We start from the raw sequence: 17,461 nt of genomic DNA on the forward strand, positions 1-17,461 counted from the left end.
GATTGCCATGCCCCGCCAGACCACCACCTTCAGCAACGATGCGCCGTCGCGCGCCGCGATCGAAACTTCCCTCGCTGCCGGACACCTGCTGGTGTTCGACGACTGCGACTTCTCCGGCGCCGACCTGTCGCGCCTGGACCTGCAGGACAGCGTGTTCCGCAACTGCCTGCTGGCCGAGACCTCGTTCTATGCCGCCAAGCTGGGACGCACGCGCTGGCAGCGCTGCCGCGCCGGGCACGCAGATTTCGAATCATGCGACCTGGTCGACGCCGTCTTCGAATCCTCGGACCTGAACAACAGCAGCTGGCGCCGCGCGCGGCTGGCGTCGAGCACCTTCAGGAGCTGCAAGCTGACCGGCGCGCAGTTCGAAGACACCAGCCACCTGGCGCTGGTGTTCGAGGACTCGCTGCTGGTCGGCGCCGACCTGCGCCGCATGTCCTTCCGCAAGGCCCGGCTGGTGGGACTGGATTTCGCCACCGCCGACCTGTCGGGCTGCGACTTCCGCGAGGCGGTGTTCGAAGGCGGCAGCCTGCGCGACGCCCACATCAAGGACACCCGCTTCGAGGGCGCCGACCTGCGCGAAGCCGACCTGGGCGGGCTGAAGCTGGCCAACGCCAAGCAGTTCCTGGGCGCGGTCATCTCGCCGCGCCAGGCCGCCGAGATGGTGCGGGCGATGGGATTGAATGTGGCCTGAACGGCAGCCGCCTGTTCTACGAACGCGCCGGCTCGCCCGATAAAATGCTCAAGCTCTACGAGGGTCACTACCACGACCTGTTCAATGACTATGGCAAGGAAGACGTGATGGCCGACACCACGCAGTGGATCCGGCGCCACCTGCCCACGCCGGCGCCGGCCGGCATGGCGCCCGGCACGCGCTAAGCGGCGGCTGCCTTATTTCGCCGGGGCCGGGGTAAAGGTCGGCTGGAACGAGACCTTCGGGGCCGTACACTGCTCGACCGGCTGCTCTTTCGAGCCGTCGTTCTTGCGCACGTAGCAGTCGTCGAACACCGAGCAGTAGCAAGTCGACAGGTCGATGTCGTTCATCGCCGCGTGCATGGCGTCGAACAGGGGATTCGGCGTGGCCGGCTCGGTCCACGAGAACATGACGAGCGAAGCGCCCGGCCGCACCAGCGAATTGCGCACGTTGCCGCGCGAATGCATGCCATTGCCCTTGCCCAGGGTGTCGCAGCAGGCATCGACCAGCGCCTGCAGGTTGGCCATCGGCTTGCCCTTGTAGGTGAGTTCCACCCATTCGACCCGGGCCGGGCCGATGCCTTCGTTGAGCAGTTCGTATTCGATCTTGCGGCGGATGTCGGACTCGACGCCGTTCGATGGGATCACATGGGTCGAGCGCCCGATTTCAAGATAGGGATAGCTGTTGGAGGCGACCAGCTGTTCCATCGAATGGGCCGAGTGCAGGCCGAGCCAGAGCGACACCAGCGAGACCACGCCGGCGGCGATCGCCAGGGAGATATCAAGCCAGCGCACGCCGGTGCCGTGGAGATGGTGATGAGGATGGCTTTCGTGTTCCAAGGACGGCTCCGCAACGTTGTCAAAGATTGAACTCTAGCAATTCAGACAAGCCAGCAGGAGCGGGCCGGCGAGAAACCCGGTGCGCATAAAAAAGCCGCCGGCGACCCGAAAGGCGCCGGCGGCATGCAAGGTGCAGGGATCAGACGATCCCGAGGTGTTCCATCCCGGCCGAGAAATCGCGGTTCTTCGCGTGCTTGCTATTGAGCTTGATGTTCAGGCGCAGGTCATTCACCGAGTCGGCATTGCGCAGCGCGTCTTCATACGAAATCTTGTCCGCTTCGTACAGGTCGAACAGCGCCTGGTCGAAGGTCTGCATGCCCAGTTCGCGCGACTTCTTCATGATTTCCTTGATCTCGTGGACGTCGCCCTTGAAGATCAGGTCCGAAATCAAGGGGGAGTTGAGCAGGATCTCCATCGCGACCACGCGGCCCTTGGCTTCCTTCTTGGGGATCAGGCGCTGCGAGATCAGGCCCTTCATGTTGAGCGACAGGTCCATCAAGAGCTGCTGGCGGCGCTCTTCGGGGAAGAAGTTGATGATGCGGTCGAGCGCCTGGTTCGAGCTGTTGGCGTGCAGCGTGGCCAGGCACAGGTGGCCGGTCTCGGCGAAGGCGATCGCGTGTTCCATGGTTTCGCGGTCGCGGATCTCGCCGATCTGGATCACGTCGGGCGCCTGGCGCAGCGAGTTCTTCAGCGCCGCCTCGAAACTGTCGGTGTCCACGCCCACTTCGCGCTGCGTGATCACGCAGTTGCGGTGCGGGTGCACGAACTCCACCGGGTCTTCGATGGTGATGATGTGGCCGTAGCTGTTCTCGTTGCGGTAGCCGACCATCGCGGCCAGCGTCGTCGATTTACCCGAACCGGTGGCGCCCACCATGATCACCAGGCCGCGCTTGGACATGATCACGTCCTTGAGCGTCTCCGGCAGTTCCAGGTCTTCGAAGCGCGGGATGGTGGTCGTGATCACGCGCAGCACCATGCCCACGCAGCCCATCTGCATGAAGGCCGAGACGCGGAAACGTCCCAGGTCGCCGGGGCTGATCGCGAAGTTGGCTTCTTTACTGAGCTCGAAGCCGGCCGCCTGCTTGTCGTTCATGATGGCGCGCGCCAGGTCGGCCGTGTGGGTGCCGGTGAGGGGCTGGCTCGAGACCGGCGTCATCTTGCCGTCGATCTTGATCGCCGGCGGGAAGCCGGAGGTGATGAACAGGTCCGAACCGCCCTTGCTGGTCATCAGGCGCAGCAGGTCGAACATGAATTTGGATGCCTGGTCGCGTTCCATGCTGGTCCTTAGCCGGGGAAGTTTTCGGGGATCTTCGCGGCGCCGCGGGCGGCGGCGCTGGAGATCACGTTGCGGCGCACCAGGTCGGTCAGGTTCTGGTCCAGCGTCTGCATGCCGACATTGCTGCCGGTCTGGATGCTCGAGTACATCTGCGCGATCTTGGCTTCGCGGATCAGGTTGCGGATCGCCGGGGTGCCGATCATGATCTCGTGCGCGGCCACGCGGCCCGACCCGTCCTTGGTCTTGAGCAGGGTCTGCGAGATGACGGCCTGCAGCGACTCCGACAGCATCGCGCGCACCATCTCTTTTTCCTCGGCCGGGAAGACGTCGACGATACGGTCGATGGTCTTGGCGGCCGACGAGGTGTGCAGGGTGCCGAACACCAGGTGGCCGGTTTCCGCGGCCGACAGGGCCAGACGGATGGTTTCCAGGTCGCGCAGCTCGCCCACCAGGATCGCGTCCGGGTCTTCGCGCAGGGCCGAGCGCAGCGCGTTGCTGAACGAGAGCGTGTGCGGTCCCACTTCGCGCTGGTTGATCAGGCACTTCTTGGAATCGTGGACGAACTCGATCGGATCCTCGATGGTGAGGATGTGGCCGTACTCGTTTTCGTTCAGGTGGTTCACCATCGCGGCCAGCGTGGTCGACTTGCCCGAGCCGGTGGGGCCGGTGACAAGCACCAGGCCGCGCGGGCGCATCGCCAGTTCGGCGAAGATCTTCGGCGCGTTGAGCTCTTCCAGCGACAGGATCTTGGAAGGAATCGTGCGCAGCACGGCGGAGGCGCCGCGCTCCTGGTTGAAGGCGTTGACGCGGAAGCGCGCCAGGCCCGGAATGGCGAACGAGAAGTCGCACTCCAGCACTTCTTCGTACTGCTTGCGCTGGCCGTCGTTCATGATGTCATAGATCATGCCGTGCACGTCCTTGTGCTCGAGCGGCGGCAGGTTAATGCGGCGCACGTCGCCGTGCACGCGGATCATCGGCGGCAGGCCGGCCGAGAGGTGCAGGTCCGAGGCTTTGTTCTTGACCGAGAAGGCGAGCAGTTCCGAGATGTCCATCTTATAATCCTTGTGCTGTGAGCGGAGCCCAGGCGACGTGTCCTCGTCTTGACTCGAAATATTTCCTATAGAAAATCATTATGTCCATAATCGCTGCGAACTTGCAAGCTGTCGAAGCGACAATCGGGGCCGCCTGCGCCCGTGCCGGCAGGGCCAGGTCGGAGGTCGAATTGCTGGCCGTTTCGAAGACCTTTCCTGCGGAAGCCGTGGTCGAAGCGATGGCCGTGGGGCAGCGCGCCTTTGGTGAAAACTACTTGCAGGAAGCGCTCGATAAAATGCAGGAAGTGGCGCGCCTGCAACCAGATACGGCGATTGCCTGGCATTTCATCGGCCCGATCCAGAGCAACAAGACCCGGCCGATCGCCGCCAGCTTCCAGTGGGTGCACACGGTGGAGCGCCTGAAAATCGCCCAGCGCCTGTCGGAACAGCGTCCGCCTGAGCTCGGCCCGCTCGACATCTGCCTGCAGGTGAACATCAGCGGCGAAGCCAGCAAGAGCGGGGCCCACGAGGCCGAACTGCCCGAGCTGGCGCGCCAGGTGGCGCAGCTGCCCAACCTGCGCCTGCGCGGGCTGATGGCGATCCCGGAAGCGAGCACCAACCCCGAACACCAGCGCGCCGCGTTCGCGCGCCTGCGCACGCTGTTCGAGTCCCTGCGCGCTGGCGGCCTGCCGCTCGACACCCTGTCGATGGGGATGTCGGGCGACCTGGCCGCAGCCGTGGCCGAGGGCGCGACCATCGTGCGCATCGGCAGCGCCATCTTCGGCGCCCGCCACTACGAATAAATAGAAGGAATCGAATGAAGATTGCGTTTATCGGCGGCGGCAACATGGCCACGGCCCTCATCGCCGGCCTGGCCGGTCAACTTACTGGCGCCGGCAGCCTGCATGTGGTCGACCCGAATGCCGAGGCATTGGAACGCCTGGCCGGCCAGTACGGCGTGAGCACGGCGGCGTCGATCGACGTGCAGGTGGCAGGCGCCGACGTGGTCGTGCTGGCGGTGAAGCCGCAGCAGATGCGCGAAGTGGCCACCGTGCTCAAGCCGCAGCTGGGCGGCCAGCCGCTGGTGCTGTCGATCGCCGCCGGCATCCGTATCGCCGACCTGGCGCGCTGGCTGGGCGGCTACACGCGCATCGTGCGCGCGATGCCGAACACGCCGGCGCTGATCGCCATGGGCATCACCGGCCTGGTGGCAAGCGCCGAGGTCGACCCCATCCAGCGCGAAGCAGCCGACCAGGTCATGCGCGCAGTCGGCCAGACCGTGTGGCTCGATGACGAAAGCCTGATCGACCCGGTGACGGCGGTGTCGGGCAGCGGCCCGGCCTATGTCTTCTACTTCCTGGAGGCGATGCAGCAGGCGGCAACCGAGATGGGACTGGACGCGGAGCAGGGCAGAAAGCTGTCGCTGGCCACCTTTACCGGCGCGGCCCAGCTGGCGGCGCAATCAGGCGACCCGGTGGACGTGCTGCGCCAGCGCGTGACTTCGAAAGGCGGCACCACCCATGCGGCGATCACCAGCATGGAAGCGGCGGGCGTGAAGGAAGCGATCATCGAGGCCATGAAGGCGGCCAGCGCACGCGGGCGCGAACTGGGCGAGGAACTGGGTAAGGATTAAGCGTGCCCGGCAGACTGGTGCTGCTTGCGCTTCCACAGTTCATGCAGCTTCGCCACCGCCTCGGCCACGGCGGTAGCTGCCGGCAGCATCCAGGGACTAAACTTCGGGGTCAGGTCTGACATTTGGACACGACCTCGACTGTACGAGCGCCTATGAATGGATATTTGGACGGCAGCGGTCCCGCGCTAGCACCCGCTGCAGCGACGCAGCCACCATTACAGCAGGGCTCGTGTCCAAATGTCAGACCTGACCCCGAAGTGGCTTTAGTGGATTTCGAAGCCCTTCCACCGCAGCAGCGGCAGGATCTTCTGGGCGAAGGAATACAGCGACACCGCCGCCGTCGCCGTAGCGACCGCCCACTTGGGGCGGACCAGGAACAGGCCTGCGGCCACGCCGGCGGCGACCATGACGGTCTTGCCGTGGCGCGTCGCGTAGGAGGGAATCACGCCCAGCACCTCGGGCGAGCCGAGCATGGCGACTTCGTAGGCCAGTTCGGCGCGCTGGTCGGCGCAGCGTTCCACCAGCGCCTCGCGGCGCGCCGCCAGCAGGGTCTTAGAGGCCATCGGCGTGCTCTCCCTTGAGCGCGGCGGCATCCTTGCGCAGTTCCGCCAGGGTGGCCGGCAGCAGGGGCGGGCGGGCCGCCAGGCCGGCGCGCAGCTTCATGACGGCGATGGCGCAGCCGAGCGCGAACACGGCCGCCAGGCCGCCCACCGCCAGCAGGCGGTGCGAGTCCCAGAACAGCACCAGCACGAACAGCACGACCAGCGCCAGCGCGAACAGCGCCAGCACCGCGGCGGCCAGCGCCCAGGCCAGGTAGCCGACCAGGCGCTGCGTGCCTTCCTGGAGCTCGATGGTGGCCAGCTCGAGGCGCGTGCGCGCCAGGTCGAGGAAGTTGGCCGAGATCCGTCCGACTGCCGCGGTGATGCTCATCTTAGCGGCGGGCGATCAGCATGCCGATCACGACGCCGACGGCCGCGCCCAGGCCCACCGACTTCCATGGGTTTTCGTGCACGTATTCGTCGGTCGCCTTGGCGGCTTCCTTGGTTTTCTCCACCACAGTCTGCTGGTACTCGGACAGGCCTTCCTTGGCCGAGGCAAGGGTCTGCTCGAACTTGGCCTTGGCGGCCTTCAGTTCGTCGCCGGTCAGGTGGCCGCTGTTGCGCAGCCATGCCTCGGCGTCATGCACCACGGTCTTCAGGTCGGACAGCAGCTGGTCGCGGGTGCCGGTTTGGGTAGGGATCTTTTCCATCATGGTGGACCTCGTCAGTGAGAGTGAATGAATGCCTTTTGTGCAATATTAACCGATTGCATAGTCTAGCGCGACACCTGCGAACAGTGCGGCCCCCAGCCAGTTGTTATGGCGGAAGGCCTTGAAGCAGGCCATGCGCTCGCGCCCGCGGATCAAGGTGTAGTGATACAGGGCGATCCCGGCCGCCACCACCACCCCGCCGACGAACCACCAGCGCAGGCCCAGGTACCAGCCGCACACCAGGTCGATCGCCAGCGCCGCGCCGTAGCACAGCATGACGGCGGCCACGTCGAAGCGCCCGAAGGTGATGGCCGAGGTGCGGATGCCGATTTTCAGGTCGTCGTCGCGGTCGACCATGGCGTATTCGGTGTCGTAGGCCACGGCCCAGAACACGTTCGCCACCAGCAGCCACCAGGCCACCGCCGGCACCGTGTTCTGCACGGCGGCGAAGCCCATCGGGATGCCGAAGCCGAAAGCAATGCCCAGGTAGGCCTGGGGGATCGCGAAGAAGCGCTTGAAGTAGGGATAGGTGCCGGCCACGACCAGCGCCGCCACCGACAGCTGCTTGGTCAGCGCGTTCAGCGGCAGGATCAGCAGGAAGGAAATCAGCGCCAGCACGGCCGCCACCATCACCGCTTCCCAGCCGCGGATCTTGCCGGAGGTGAGCGGGCGGTCGACGGTGCGCTTGACGTGCTTGTCGAAGTCGCGGTCCGCGTAGTCGTTGATGGCGCAGCCGGCTGAACGCATCAAGGCGGTGCCGAGCACGAAGATCACCAGCACCTGCAGGTCGGGCACGCCGCCGGAAGCCATCCACAAAGCCCACAGGGTAGGCCACAGCAGCAGCAGGATGCCGATCGGCTTGTCAGCCCGTACTAAGCGGAAGTAGAGCGCCAGCTTGTTCATGGGGTCGTGTCTTGTCGAGCAAGAACTGTTGAGCAGAAGACAGGGATTTTAAAGGTTTTGTTCGGAACATGGGCTGCCTGCAGCGTCCCCACTTACCCACCACCCTTCGCCCGTCGTACCGGCGCAGGCCGGTACCCAATTTCCCCACCGAAGCCGCTGCCGTTTCAGCATCCGTGGCAAATGTTACTGCGCGGCTGTTCAACAAAATTAGGCACCGGCCTTCGCCGGTGCGACGGTGCTGAGAGCGGCGCGCACAACGAGGGTATCGAAACTCATCGCTCCAATCGTTTCAAACGCACGCATCTCTCCCATATCCCCACCCCCAATCTTGCCAATTTGTTGTCATCGAACCGACATGTTTGTTTGTTTAAATGCATCAGCTCGCAGCGCATCCGTTCGCACCTACACCACTCGCCGGAACGATCCGGCGCCATCACACTTGGGAGAAGCACAGCATGACTGACCTGAACATCTCGCCGGTTCGACGCAACCTGCTCAAGGGCCTGGCCGGATCCGGCGCCGTGGCCTTCGTCGGCGCCTTTGCCGCGCTGCAGGCGCGCCAGGCCGAAGCGAATAACGGCGCCACCACGCTGGTCGCCAGCCCCTACGGCCCGATCGCCCCAAGCGCGGACCAGGCCACCGGCCTGCCGCTGCTGCAGCTGCCGGCCGGGTTCACCTACAAGAGCTTCGGCTGGCGCGGCGACCTGATGACTGACGGGAAGACCTGCCCGGGCGGCCATGACGGCATGGGCGTGGTCCTGTCGCGCAAGGCTGGTCGCAGCACCGAGCTGGTGCTGGTGCGTAACCACGAGATCGGCGGCAGCGCGCCGGCCAATTTCCTGGACGCGCCGGGCGTCTACGACAACGGCCTGGTCAGCGCAGGCAGCAGCAACAAGTTCGGCGGCGGCACCACCAACCTGCTGTTCCGGGACGGGAACTGGGTCAGCATGACCCCGAGCCTGGGCGGCACCCAGACCAACTGCGCCGGCGGCATCACGCCCTGGGGCACCTGGCTCACCTGCGAGGAGGTGGGCTCGGACGCCCTCAGCGCCACGGGCAAGAAGCACGGCTACGTGTTCGAGGTCCATGCCGACCCGGCGCTCACCACCGGCCAGCCGATCGTCGGCATGGGCCGTTTCGCCCACGAAGCCGCCGCTGTCGACCCGCTCACCGGCATCGTCTACGAGACCGAGGATGCATCCGGCAAGTCGGGCTTCTACCGCTACGTCCCGGACATCAAGACCGGCGCACCGGGTTCGCTCGCCATGGGCGGCGTGCTGCAGATGGCCAAGGTCAAGGGCGTCAACAACGTCAACCTGGCCAACGTGCCGGTGGACGCACGATACGAACTGGAATGGGTCACTATCGCCAACCCGGACGCCAACCGCGGCGAGGCCACCGGCCCGAGCGGCGTGCGCATCACGGGAGCGGCCGGTCCCTTCGTGCAGGGCTGGCTGCAGGGCGCGGCGCGCATGAACCGAGGCGAAGGCATCTGGTACGCGCAGGGCAAAATGTACGTGATGGATACCTCGGGCGGTGCGGTGCAGCGCGGCAGCATCTGGGAACTCGACCTGGCGACCCAGGTCCTGACCTGCATCTACTCGAGCCCGAGCCAGCTGGTGGGCAATATGGGGGACAACCTGACGGTCAGCCCGCGCAACGCGATCCTGATCTGCGAAGACGCGTCCACCGCCGCCACCGACCCCTTCGGCTTCGGCCAGCGCCTGATGGGCATCACCGGCCAGGGCGACGCCTACATCTTCGCCAAGAACAACATTAGCCTCAGCACCGCCCAGCTGCAGGGCGCCGGCAAGCTGGCTTCGCTTGCGGGCGACCACCGCGCCAACGAGTTCGCCGGCGCCTGCTTCGACCCGACCGGCCGCTATCTGTTCGTCAATATCCAGACGCCGGGCATCACCTTCGCGATCACCGGCCCATGGGCCAAGGGTCCACTGTAAATCACCGCCAGACCATTTCGGAGAATCCCATGAAACTCGCCAAACTGTTTTCCTTCCTCGCCGCGCTGGCCCTGTCCTGCGCCGCCAACGCCGCCATCATCACCGGCACCACCGGTTCCAACACCGTCACCGACTACAGCAGCGCGGGCGTGGTGTCGTTCGACCTCGACCTGCACAACTTCAGCAGCACCACGCTGAACTTCGTGCTGGAAGCCGACGACCTGGCCGGCCCGCTGAGCTTCAACGCGCTGGTGCGCAATCTCGCCGGCGCCGACCTGAGCCGCTTCACCTTCAGCCTGCAGGGCATCCGCTTCGCCGCCGCCGGCACCGTGACCCCGGCCTTCGGCACGCTGGGCTCCGTCAGCAACACCGCTACCCTCGCCACCATCGACTTCGCCAGCCCGGAGTGGGCCGAGTTCCAGTTCGGTGATGTGTTCGGCAGCGCCGGCCAGGTCGACTGGCTGCTGGCCACGTCCGGCCTGCAGGCCGGCGACAGCTTCACCATCACGGCCACCGTCCCGGAACCGTCGTCGATCGCGCTGATGCTGCCGATGCTGGGCATGGCCAGCTTGATGGCTGCGCGCCGCCGCAACAAACGCTAAGCGTGCAGGGCAGGGGTTGCCGGTACAATCCACATGGTTCCGACAACCTCTTTTAATCAAGCATGCATATCTGGGTCGATGCCGACGCCTGTCCCGCAGTCATCAAGGACATCCTGTTCCGGGTGGCCGAGCGCCTCCAACTGAACGTCACGCTGGTCGCGAACCAGCTGATCCGCGTGCCCGGCTCGCGCTTCGTGCGCGCGCTGCAGGTGCCGGCCGGCGCCGACGCGGCCGATGCCGAGATCGTCGAGCGCGTGAGCAGTGGCGACATCGTCGTCACCGGCGACATCCCGCTGGCGGCGCTGGTGCTGGACAAAGGGGGGCTGCCGCTGAACCCGCGCGGCGAGTGGTACACCAAGGACACCATCGCCCAGCAGCTGACGATGCGCGCCTTCATGGAAGAGCTGCGCGGCAGCGGCGTCGACACCGGCGGGCCGGCCGCGTTCAGCCAGGCCGACAGCCGGAATTTCGCCAATGCGCTGGACCGGCAGCTGAGCCGCTCGCTGTCCGGGCGCTGAAACCAGCGAAAATCAGGCAGCCGCTTCGAGCGCGATCATCTCGATACCCGGCAGGTTGCACTCGGCAACCACTTGCGCCACCGCATCGATGGCGGCGCGCCGCGTAAAGCTCTTGCGCCAGACCAGCACCACGCGGCGCGACGGCGCCGGGTGCGAGAAGGGCACGTAGGTCAGCAGGCCATTGGGATCGTGCATGTCGACCACCGAGGCGCGCGGCAGCACGGTCAGGCCGATGCCACTGGCCACCATGTGGCGGATGGTCTCCAGCGACGAGCCTTCGAAAGTACGCTGCATGCCATTGCCCGGCGTCGAGTAGCGCGCCATTTCCGGACACACTTCCAGCACCTGGTCGCGGAAGCAGTGGCCGGCGCCGAGCAGCAGCATGGTTTCCAGCTTCAGGTCGTCGGCCGGGATTTCCTTGCGGCCGGCCCAGGGGTGGGTGCGCGGCATGGCGACAACGAAGGGTTCGTCGTACAGGGTCTGGATCGACATGCCGTGCTCGGGCAGCGGCAGCGCCACGATGGCGGCGTCAAGCTCGCCCTGGCGCAGCAGTTCCAGCAGCTTGTGGGTGTAGTTCTCTTGCAGTACCAGCGGCATCTGCGGCACGGTGTCGATGAGTTTTCTCACCAGCGGCGGCAGCAGGTAGGGGCCGATGGTGTAGATCACGCCCAGACGCAGCGGCCCGGCCAGCGGGTCCTTGTTTTGCTTGGCCAATTCCTTGATGGCCGCGGTCTGCTCCAGCACGCGTTCGGCCTGGGCCACGATCTGGGCGCCAAGCGGCGTGACGGACACTTCGGAGCCGCCGCGCTCGAACAGCGTCACGCCCAGTTCATCTTCCAATTTCTTGATCGCCACCGACAGGGTGGGCTGGGCTACGAAGCAGGCTTCGGCCGCGTGGCCGAAGTGTTTGGCGCGCGCGACGGCGACGATGTATTTCAGCTCGGTAAGAGTCATAGGCTTCCGGTCCCAGGATGTCACGGCTGTATTGACGTTTATCCTGACACAATGTTGGCTTTTAGTCAGCCAAGATTTCATCATTTCTCATTCAGGGTGGACGCATCATAGTCTATATAATTGCCGGGCAGGATGTTCGCCTGTGCTTTCGAGAGGCACCCATGTCGTCAAACTTCGGCCCGGCGGAAGCCCAGGCCTATATCCACAAGCTGCTGACGGTGATGCATCACCAGGGCGGCTCCGACCTGTTCATCTCCAGCGACTTTCCGCCAAGCATGAAACACCAGGGTGCGATGAAGCCCCTGAGCCAGCAGCGCCTGTCTGGCGAGGTGACGCGGGCGCTGGCGCTGTCGCTCATGAACGAGCGCCAGCGGCTGGAGTTCGAAGCCGAGATGGAGTGCAATTTCGCGATTTCGCTGCCGGGCGTGTGCCGCTTCCGCGTGAATGTCTTCGTGCAGCAGCAGAGCGTGGGCATGGTGGTGCGCACCATCGCCTCGGAGATTCCCAATTTCGAAAAGCTCGACCTGCCCGAGGTGCTCAAGGATGTGGTGATGACCAAGCGCGGGCTGGTGCTGGTGGTGGGCGGCACGGGTTCCGGCAAATCGACCACGCTGGCGGCGATGATCGACTACCGCAACAGCAACTCGCACGGCCACATCATCACCGTCGAAGATCCGGTGGAGTACGTCCACAAGAACAAGAACTGCCTGGTGACGCACCGCGAAGTCGGCGTGGACACTCACTCCTGGCACAACGCCCTGAAAAACACGCTGCGCCAGGCGCCGGACGTGATCCTGATCGGCGAGATCCGCGACACCGAAACCATGGAACACGCGATCGCCTTCGCCGAGACCGGCCACCTGTGCCTGGGCACGCTGCACGCGAACAACGCCAACCAGACGCTCGACCGCATCATCAATTTCTTCCCGGAGGAGCGCCGCAACCAGCTCCTGATGGACTTGTCGTCCAACCTGCGCGCGATCGTCTCGCAGCGCCTGGTGCGCCTTGAAGATGGCAAGGGCCGCAAGGCCGCGATCGAAATCCTGCTCAACACCCCGACCATCGGCGAGATGATCCTGAAAGGGAACTTCCAGAGCATCAAGGAGATCATGCACAAGTCGCGCGAGCTGGGCATGATGACCTTCGACGGCGCCTTGTACGAGCTGTATAACAAGGGCTTCATCGGCTACGACGAGGCGATCCGCAATGCCGACTCGGCCAACGGCCTGCGCCTGCAGATCAAGCTCTCGGGCGAGCGCAAGGGACCGTCCGACGGTGGCGGCAAGGCCAGCGCGCTGTCGATGGCCATCGAAGAAGAACCGCAAGACGACGCACCAACTACCTGACTATCTATGCCTTCATTTGAAAACAAAGTGTGCACACGCGCCGAGCTGGCGCAGCGCATCGCCGCACTGCCCAAGCCGGTCGTGCTGACCAACGGCGTGTTCGACATCCTGCACCGCGGTCACGTGACTTATCTAGCGCAGGCGCGCGAGCTGGGTGGCTCGCTGGTGGTGGCGGCCAATACCGACGCCTCCGTGAAACGCCTGGGCAAGGGCGACGACCGCCCGCACAACACGCTGGCCGACCGCATGGCGGTGCTGGCGGCGCTGGAGTCGGTCAGCCTGGTGGTGGAGTTCGACGAGGACACGGCGCTGGAAGTAGTCTTGGCGGCGCGGCCGGAAATCTACGCCAAGGGCGGCGACTACGACATGACGGCGATTCCGGAAGGGCAGGCGGTGCTGGCCTATGGCGGGCGCGCGGTCGCCATCGACTTCGAGCATGAGCGCTCGACCACCAAGCTGGTGGCGAAGATCCGGGGCTGAGCCATGCAAGAAGCATCACCTGCCGCCACCGACGTCCAGGTCCGGGACCTTCCGCAAGTGCGCGCTACAGCAAATCTGTTGATCGCTGTCGGGATTCTCGAACTGGTCTACGGCCAGTGGACCGCCCCGCCTGGGCAGCTCAAGCTCGACATCATGTGGCTGGCTGTCGGGCTAGCGCTCTATTTTGGCAATGCGAAGCTCATTGCGGTGATTCGATGGATGGCCCTGTTTGCTGTCGTTCCCGCGGTCGTGATGCCGGTACAGCAGCTCCTGCTGGCCCCACTTGAGCTGACGATGGTGCAGCTGCGCCTGTATCCGGCCCAGGTCCTCTTGTTCTTCGTCCCGCTGCTTATCACTGCGGCGCTCGTGTCGTTTGTGGCGTGGCGGCTCAACAGCGAACCGGTCAAATCGGTGCTGCGCGCCCACGGGAGAACGCCTGCGGGCCCCGTCGTTCCTGCGGTGTTGGGTTTGTTGGTCATCATCGGCAGCACAGCCTTCCTGCATCGCACGCTCGACGGGCCCGATGCGGCCCAGGCTGCGGAGATGGCGGCGAAGCGATTCGGGACGAAATACAAGTACTTTACCAATCGGCTGCATGTGGTGAGCAATAAGGGGACGACCGTGTATGCAACGGTGCAGATGTGGAATGACCATGAGGCGTTGCAAGTGCCGGTGCAATGGAGCCGGTAGTTGCGGTCGCGAAGAACAGTGAGAACGACATGGTTGAATTAAAAATCCTTACTCTCATTTTTGTACTCGTTTTCGGCATCCCCAATCAAATAATCGACTACAAACATCGGAACCGATACGAACCCGGCCATGCGTGGGGGTACTACGCAAAACTCAGCAAAGAAGGCAATTGGGAAGGGCGCTTCATGATGTGGTCAGGCTACCTCGCGATTTATTTCATTTTGGGAGCGCTTGCTTACACCTTCTATTTGCTGGCGCAGTAGGAGCCGACGGACACAAGGTCCGACGATTGCCTCGCACGCCTTGCTGATACCCTCAGCGATGCCGATTGCCCGCATGGCCGCGCCAGCCAGCCAACGCGCACGACACCGGCCCTAGCCTTAAGATACGCTTCATCTCCCCACCCCACACTGGTGGCCCCTGAGCCACCCTTACCTGATCCCATGCGCATCCTGCTGGTCGAAGACGACACTTCCCTCGGTGACACCATCCAGTCCTGGCTGCGCCTGGACGGGCATGCGGTGGACTGGGTGCGCCGCGGCGACTCGGCCCAGACGGCGCTGGCAACCCACCACTACGACTGCGTGCTGCTCGACCGCGGCCTGCCTGGCCTGTCCGGCGACGCATTGCTCAGCGCCTTGCGCAAGGCCGGCAATACCGTCCCTGTCATCCTGATCACCGCCTTCAACGCGCTGGCCGACCGGGTCGAGGGCCTCGACCTGGGCGCCGACGACTACCTGGTCAAGCCCTTCGAGCTGGAAGAGATGTCGGCCCGCATCCGGGCCGCCGTGCGGCGCGGCGCCAGCCGGGCCAGCAACGCGCTGGCGCACGCCGGCATCGCGCTCGACCTCGAGACCCGCCAGGCCAGCCTGCACGGCCAGCCGGTGGCGCTCACCGCGCGCGAATATCATGTGTTGTACGCGCTCCTGCTGCGCAAGAACGGCATCGTCACCCGCGCCCAGATCGAGGAAAGCCTGTATGGCTGGGGCGAAGAAGTCGAGAGCAATGCCATCGAGGTCTATATCCACAACCTGCGCAAGAAATTCGGCAGCGACAGCATTGTCACCGTGCGCGGCCTCGGCTACCGCCTGAGGGAAGATGCGCAGCCTTGAACCCGCGCGGCCCTGGTCGCTGCGCCGGCGCCTGCTGGGCGCCATCCTGGTCGCCAGCACCGTGCTGTGGCTGGCGGGCCTGGGCACCCTGACCGCGCTGGCCTGGCGCGAGACCGGCGAAGTGTTCGACGACGCGCTGGAAGAATCGGCCTATATGCTGATGGCCGCCACCACCGACCTCGATGCGCGCGGGCTGCTGGCGCCGCTGCCACCCCTGGCGGGCGACGAGGTGCGCCGGGTCGACATGCAGTACCAGGTCGTCTCCGCCGGCGAGGTGGTGCAGCGCACCGAGGGCGCGCCGGCGCGTCCCTTCATTGGCGACTACGACGACGACCATGGTTTCGCCGACCTGCGGATCGACGGCGATGCGTGGCGCGTGTTCGTGGTGCGCGACGAGGCGCGCCGCTTCGAGGTGCAGGTCGGCCAGCGTGCCGAGAAGCGCATGGACATCCTGGAAGAATTGGCCGAAGTACTGTGGCTGCCGGCGCTGGGCTTCCTGGCGCTGCTGGCGCTGGTGTGCTGGTGGCTGACCGGGCGCGTGCTGGCGCCGCTGCGCCGCACCACCGCGGCGATTGCCGCCAAGACCCCGGACGACCTGGCGCAGGTAGCGGCCGAAGGACAGCCGCGCGAACTGCTGCCGATCGTCGGCGCGCTGAACGACGTACTGGCGCGCCTAGACACGGCGCTGCAGGCCGAGCGCCGCTTCACGGCCGACGCCGCGCACGAACTGCGCACGCCGCTGGCGGGCCTGCACATGCACGTGCAACTGCTGCAGCGCCAGCATCCGGACCTCGTTGCACCCTTCCAGAAGCTGCGCCAGGACATCGCGCGCCTGACGGCGCTGGTCGACAGCCTCCTGACGCTGGCGCGGCTCGACCCGCTGGCGCGCGCGCAACTGGGCAGCGAATCGGTGGCTTTGCTACCCCTGTTCGACAGCCTGCTGGCCGAATACGCGGGCGAGGCGGCGCGGCGCGGCATCGACCTGACCCTGCGCCGAGACATCGACGCGGTCAGCGCCGACCCGCACATGCTGGCCATCATGCTGCGCAACCTGGTCGGCAACGCGCTGCGCTATTGCCCGGCGGGCAGCAGGGTCGAAGTCGCAGCCGGCATGCATGAAGGACGCGCCCGCGTCACCGTGCGCGACGACGGCCCCGGCGTCGACGACGCCAGCCGCCGGCGCCTGACCGAGCGCTTCTTCCGGGTACTGGGCCAGGAAGAGGGAGGCAGTGGACTGGGCCTGTCGATCGTCCAGCGCATCGCCGACCTGCACGGCATCGCGCTGGCGTTCGGGCCGGGCCTGGACGGGCGCGGGCTGGGGGTCTCGCTGGCTTGGCCGCCTTAAGATCGGGTTAATGTCCAGCCGGTGTAATGGCGTCATCCACTCACCGACACAAAGGACCGACCATGAAACGCATCCTCCAGATTTCCACCATCACCACCTTGCTGGCCGCTTCGGCCTTCGCCATCGGCCAGCCGACCGGCTATACGGGCCCCCAGGCCAAGCCGGCGCCCGGCAGCTACACCGGCCCGTCGAGCGTGCCGCTGATGAAAGCGAAAGACCTGCTCGACAAGGGCAAGGACGAACAGCACGCCCGCCTGCAGGGCAAGCTGGTGAGCCACAAGGGCGGGGAAGAATACGAATTCCTTGATGCCAGCGGCAAGATCACGGTGGAGATCGACGCCAAGCTGTTCCCGGCGGGCGTGACCATCGACCACAACACGGTGGTCGAGCTGACCGGCGAATTCGAGAAAGAGACCTTCGAGGACCCGAGCTTCGAGGTCAGCCAGCTGAAGGTCGTTGGCAAATAGGCGCCACGCGCGCCATGCCATGCCGTCCGGAGTACGCCGGGCGGCATTTTTTTTGGCGCTGTCACCCTTGGCTGTGGATGAGGATTGAACTGTCGAGCTGCGCCACGGTCCAAACCGTATCGCCATCCCACGGAGCCTTCCATGCGTTCGCCCCGCTTCAAGAAGTGGTTCGCCGCCCTGCCGGTGCTGAACCAGCCCCAGCGCCTTCAAGTGATCGACGCCTTGCGCCCGGCGGCCGGGCTCGATCAATTGCGGGCGCTGCTCGACGGGTTCCGAACCGAGCGCTGCTGTCCTGCATGCGCCAGCACGCGCTGGCACCGGCATGGCCAGGCCAATGGCTTGCAGCGCTATCGCTGCCGGGAAT

24 protein-coding genes are annotated in these 17,461 nt (G+C 65.4%); 15 read left to right on the forward strand and 9 right to left on the reverse strand.

The window, feature by feature from the left end; all coding sequences use genetic code 11:
• The first annotated feature begins 7 nt into the window (after positions 1–7).
• Both BM031_RS09655 and BM031_RS25485 read left to right on the forward strand, forming a co-directional pair.
• On the forward strand, positions 8–694 hold the full coding sequence (locus tag BM031_RS09655) for a pentapeptide repeat-containing protein (protein ID WP_091874232.1): 687 nt from the start codon (positions 8–10) through the stop codon (positions 692–694).
• A 44-nt stretch (positions 695–738) separates the two neighbouring features.
• Entirely contained in the window at positions 739–879 is a 141-nt protein-coding gene (locus BM031_RS25485) for a hypothetical protein (RefSeq protein ID WP_177207699.1), read from the forward strand.
• Positions 880–891: 12 nt separating this feature from the next.
• Here the strand turns inward: BM031_RS25485 and BM031_RS09660 are convergent, their stop codons facing one another.
• The 3 genes from BM031_RS09660 to BM031_RS09670 all read right to left on the reverse strand — a co-directional run bounded on the left by BM031_RS09660 (position 892) and on the right by BM031_RS09670 (position 3,861).
• A complete protein-coding gene (locus tag BM031_RS09660) occupies positions 892–1,533 on the reverse strand; it encodes a hypothetical protein (protein ID WP_143084546.1) in 642 nt (213 codons plus the stop codon).
• Between the two features lie 139 nt (positions 1,534–1,672).
• Positions 1,673–2,809, reverse strand: a complete 1,137-nt coding sequence (locus tag BM031_RS09665; protein WP_091874235.1) for a PilT/PilU family type 4a pilus ATPase — start codon at positions 2,807–2,809, stop codon at positions 1,673–1,675.
• A gap of 8 nt (positions 2,810–2,817) precedes the next feature.
• On the reverse strand, positions 2,818–3,861 hold the full coding sequence (locus BM031_RS09670; RefSeq protein WP_091874237.1) for a type IV pilus twitching motility protein PilT: 1,044 nt from the start codon (positions 3,859–3,861) through the stop codon (positions 2,818–2,820).
• Between the two features lie 80 nt (positions 3,862–3,941).
• Between BM031_RS09670 and BM031_RS09675 the strand changes: the two genes are divergently transcribed.
• A complete protein-coding gene (locus BM031_RS09675; protein ID WP_091874239.1) occupies positions 3,942–4,643 on the forward strand; it encodes a YggS family pyridoxal phosphate-dependent enzyme in 702 nt (233 codons plus the stop codon).
• Between the two features lie 14 nt (positions 4,644–4,657).
• Positions 4,658–5,473 (forward strand): pyrroline-5-carboxylate reductase, encoded by an 816-nt coding sequence (proC, locus tag BM031_RS09680; protein ID WP_091874241.1) that lies wholly within the window; start codon positions 4,658–4,660, stop codon positions 5,471–5,473.
• Here proC and BM031_RS26200 read toward each other — a convergent pair.
• The 5 genes from BM031_RS26200 to ubiA form a co-directional block, all read right to left on the reverse strand.
• The gene (locus BM031_RS26200) at positions 5,470–5,595 is read right to left on the reverse strand and encodes a hypothetical protein (protein ID WP_267873309.1); all 126 of its coding nucleotides are present in this window, start codon (positions 5,593–5,595) and stop codon (positions 5,470–5,472) included. The two genes, proC and BM031_RS26200, sit on opposite strands and share 4 nt — an antisense overlap.
• 141 nt (positions 5,596–5,736) lie before the next feature.
• Complete coding sequence (locus tag BM031_RS09685; RefSeq protein WP_091874243.1) at positions 5,737–6,036, reverse strand: hypothetical protein; 300 nt, start codon at positions 6,034–6,036, stop codon at positions 5,737–5,739.
• Positions 6,026–6,403, reverse strand: coding sequence for a phage holin family protein (locus BM031_RS09690; RefSeq protein ID WP_091874245.1), 378 nt, complete (start codon positions 6,401–6,403; stop codon positions 6,026–6,028). The genes BM031_RS09685 and BM031_RS09690 overlap by 11 nt, the downstream gene beginning before the upstream one ends.
• 1 nt (position 6,404) lies before the next feature.
• Positions 6,405–6,725 (reverse strand): ElaB/YgaM/YqjD family protein, encoded by a 321-nt coding sequence (locus BM031_RS09695; RefSeq protein WP_091874246.1) that lies wholly within the window; start codon positions 6,723–6,725, stop codon positions 6,405–6,407.
• A gap of 45 nt (positions 6,726–6,770) precedes the next feature.
• On the reverse strand, positions 6,771–7,625 hold the full coding sequence (gene ubiA / locus BM031_RS09700; protein ID WP_091874248.1) for a 4-hydroxybenzoate octaprenyltransferase: 855 nt from the start codon (positions 7,623–7,625) through the stop codon (positions 6,771–6,773).
• A gap of 455 nt (positions 7,626–8,080) precedes the next feature.
• Here ubiA and BM031_RS09705 point away from each other — a divergent pair, with 455 nt between their 5' ends.
• The 3 genes from BM031_RS09705 (at position 8,081) to BM031_RS09715 (ending at position 10,703) form a co-directional block, all read left to right on the forward strand.
• Complete coding sequence (locus tag BM031_RS09705) at positions 8,081–9,583, forward strand: PhoX family protein (RefSeq protein ID WP_091874250.1); 1,503 nt, start codon at positions 8,081–8,083, stop codon at positions 9,581–9,583.
• Positions 9,584–9,612: 29 nt separating this feature from the next.
• A complete protein-coding gene (locus tag BM031_RS09710; protein WP_177207700.1) occupies positions 9,613–10,185 on the forward strand; it encodes a PEP-CTERM sorting domain-containing protein in 573 nt (190 codons plus the stop codon).
• A gap of 62 nt (positions 10,186–10,247) precedes the next feature.
• On the forward strand, positions 10,248–10,703 hold the full coding sequence (locus tag BM031_RS09715) for a YaiI/YqxD family protein (protein WP_091874255.1): 456 nt from the start codon (positions 10,248–10,250) through the stop codon (positions 10,701–10,703).
• A gap of 12 nt (positions 10,704–10,715) precedes the next feature.
• On the opposite strand, the gene BM031_RS09720 is transcribed toward BM031_RS09715, so the two are convergent.
• A complete protein-coding gene (locus BM031_RS09720) occupies positions 10,716–11,657 on the reverse strand; it encodes a hydrogen peroxide-inducible genes activator (RefSeq protein WP_091874256.1) in 942 nt (313 codons plus the stop codon).
• Between the two features lie 161 nt (positions 11,658–11,818).
• Between BM031_RS09720 and BM031_RS09725 the strand changes: the two genes are divergently transcribed.
• From BM031_RS09725 to BM031_RS09760, 8 genes are all read left to right on the forward strand, one after another.
• A complete protein-coding gene (locus BM031_RS09725; protein ID WP_091874258.1) occupies positions 11,819–13,003 on the forward strand; it encodes a PilT/PilU family type 4a pilus ATPase in 1,185 nt (394 codons plus the stop codon).
• Positions 13,004–13,009: 6 nt separating this feature from the next.
• Positions 13,010–13,483, forward strand: a complete 474-nt coding sequence (locus tag BM031_RS09730) for an adenylyltransferase/cytidyltransferase family protein (RefSeq protein WP_091874260.1) — start codon at positions 13,010–13,012, stop codon at positions 13,481–13,483.
• A 3-nt stretch (positions 13,484–13,486) separates the two neighbouring features.
• Positions 13,487–14,173, forward strand: a complete 687-nt coding sequence (locus BM031_RS09735; RefSeq protein ID WP_143084547.1) for a hypothetical protein — start codon at positions 13,487–13,489, stop codon at positions 14,171–14,173.
• A 29-nt stretch (positions 14,174–14,202) separates the two neighbouring features.
• Positions 14,203–14,436: a hypothetical protein gene (locus BM031_RS09740; protein WP_177207701.1), complete on the forward strand. Its 234-nt coding sequence runs from the start codon at positions 14,203–14,205 to the stop codon at positions 14,434–14,436.
• Positions 14,437–14,616: 180 nt separating this feature from the next.
• Positions 14,617–15,285 (forward strand): response regulator, encoded by a 669-nt coding sequence (locus BM031_RS09745; RefSeq protein WP_091874265.1) that lies wholly within the window; start codon positions 14,617–14,619, stop codon positions 15,283–15,285.
• Positions 15,272–16,630 carry an ATP-binding protein gene (locus BM031_RS09750; RefSeq protein ID WP_091874267.1) on the forward strand — a complete coding sequence of 453 codons (1,359 nt, stop codon included), beginning with the start codon at positions 15,272–15,274 and terminating at the stop codon, positions 16,628–16,630. The genes BM031_RS09745 and BM031_RS09750 overlap by 14 nt, the downstream gene beginning before the upstream one ends.
• Before the next feature lie 62 nt (positions 16,631–16,692).
• The gene (locus tag BM031_RS09755) at positions 16,693–17,097 is read left to right on the forward strand and encodes a YgiW/YdeI family stress tolerance OB fold protein (protein WP_091874269.1); all 405 of its coding nucleotides are present in this window, start codon (positions 16,693–16,695) and stop codon (positions 17,095–17,097) included.
• A 141-nt stretch (positions 17,098–17,238) separates the two neighbouring features.
• A partial coding sequence (locus BM031_RS09760; RefSeq protein WP_441293473.1) for an IS1/IS1595 family N-terminal zinc-binding domain-containing protein occupies positions 17,239–17,461 on the forward strand: 223 nt, incomplete at its 3' end.

It is taken from the genome of Massilia yuzhufengensis, assembly GCF_900112225.1.
Classification (GTDB): Bacteria; Pseudomonadota; Gammaproteobacteria; order Burkholderiales; family Burkholderiaceae_D; genus Telluria; species Telluria yuzhufengensis.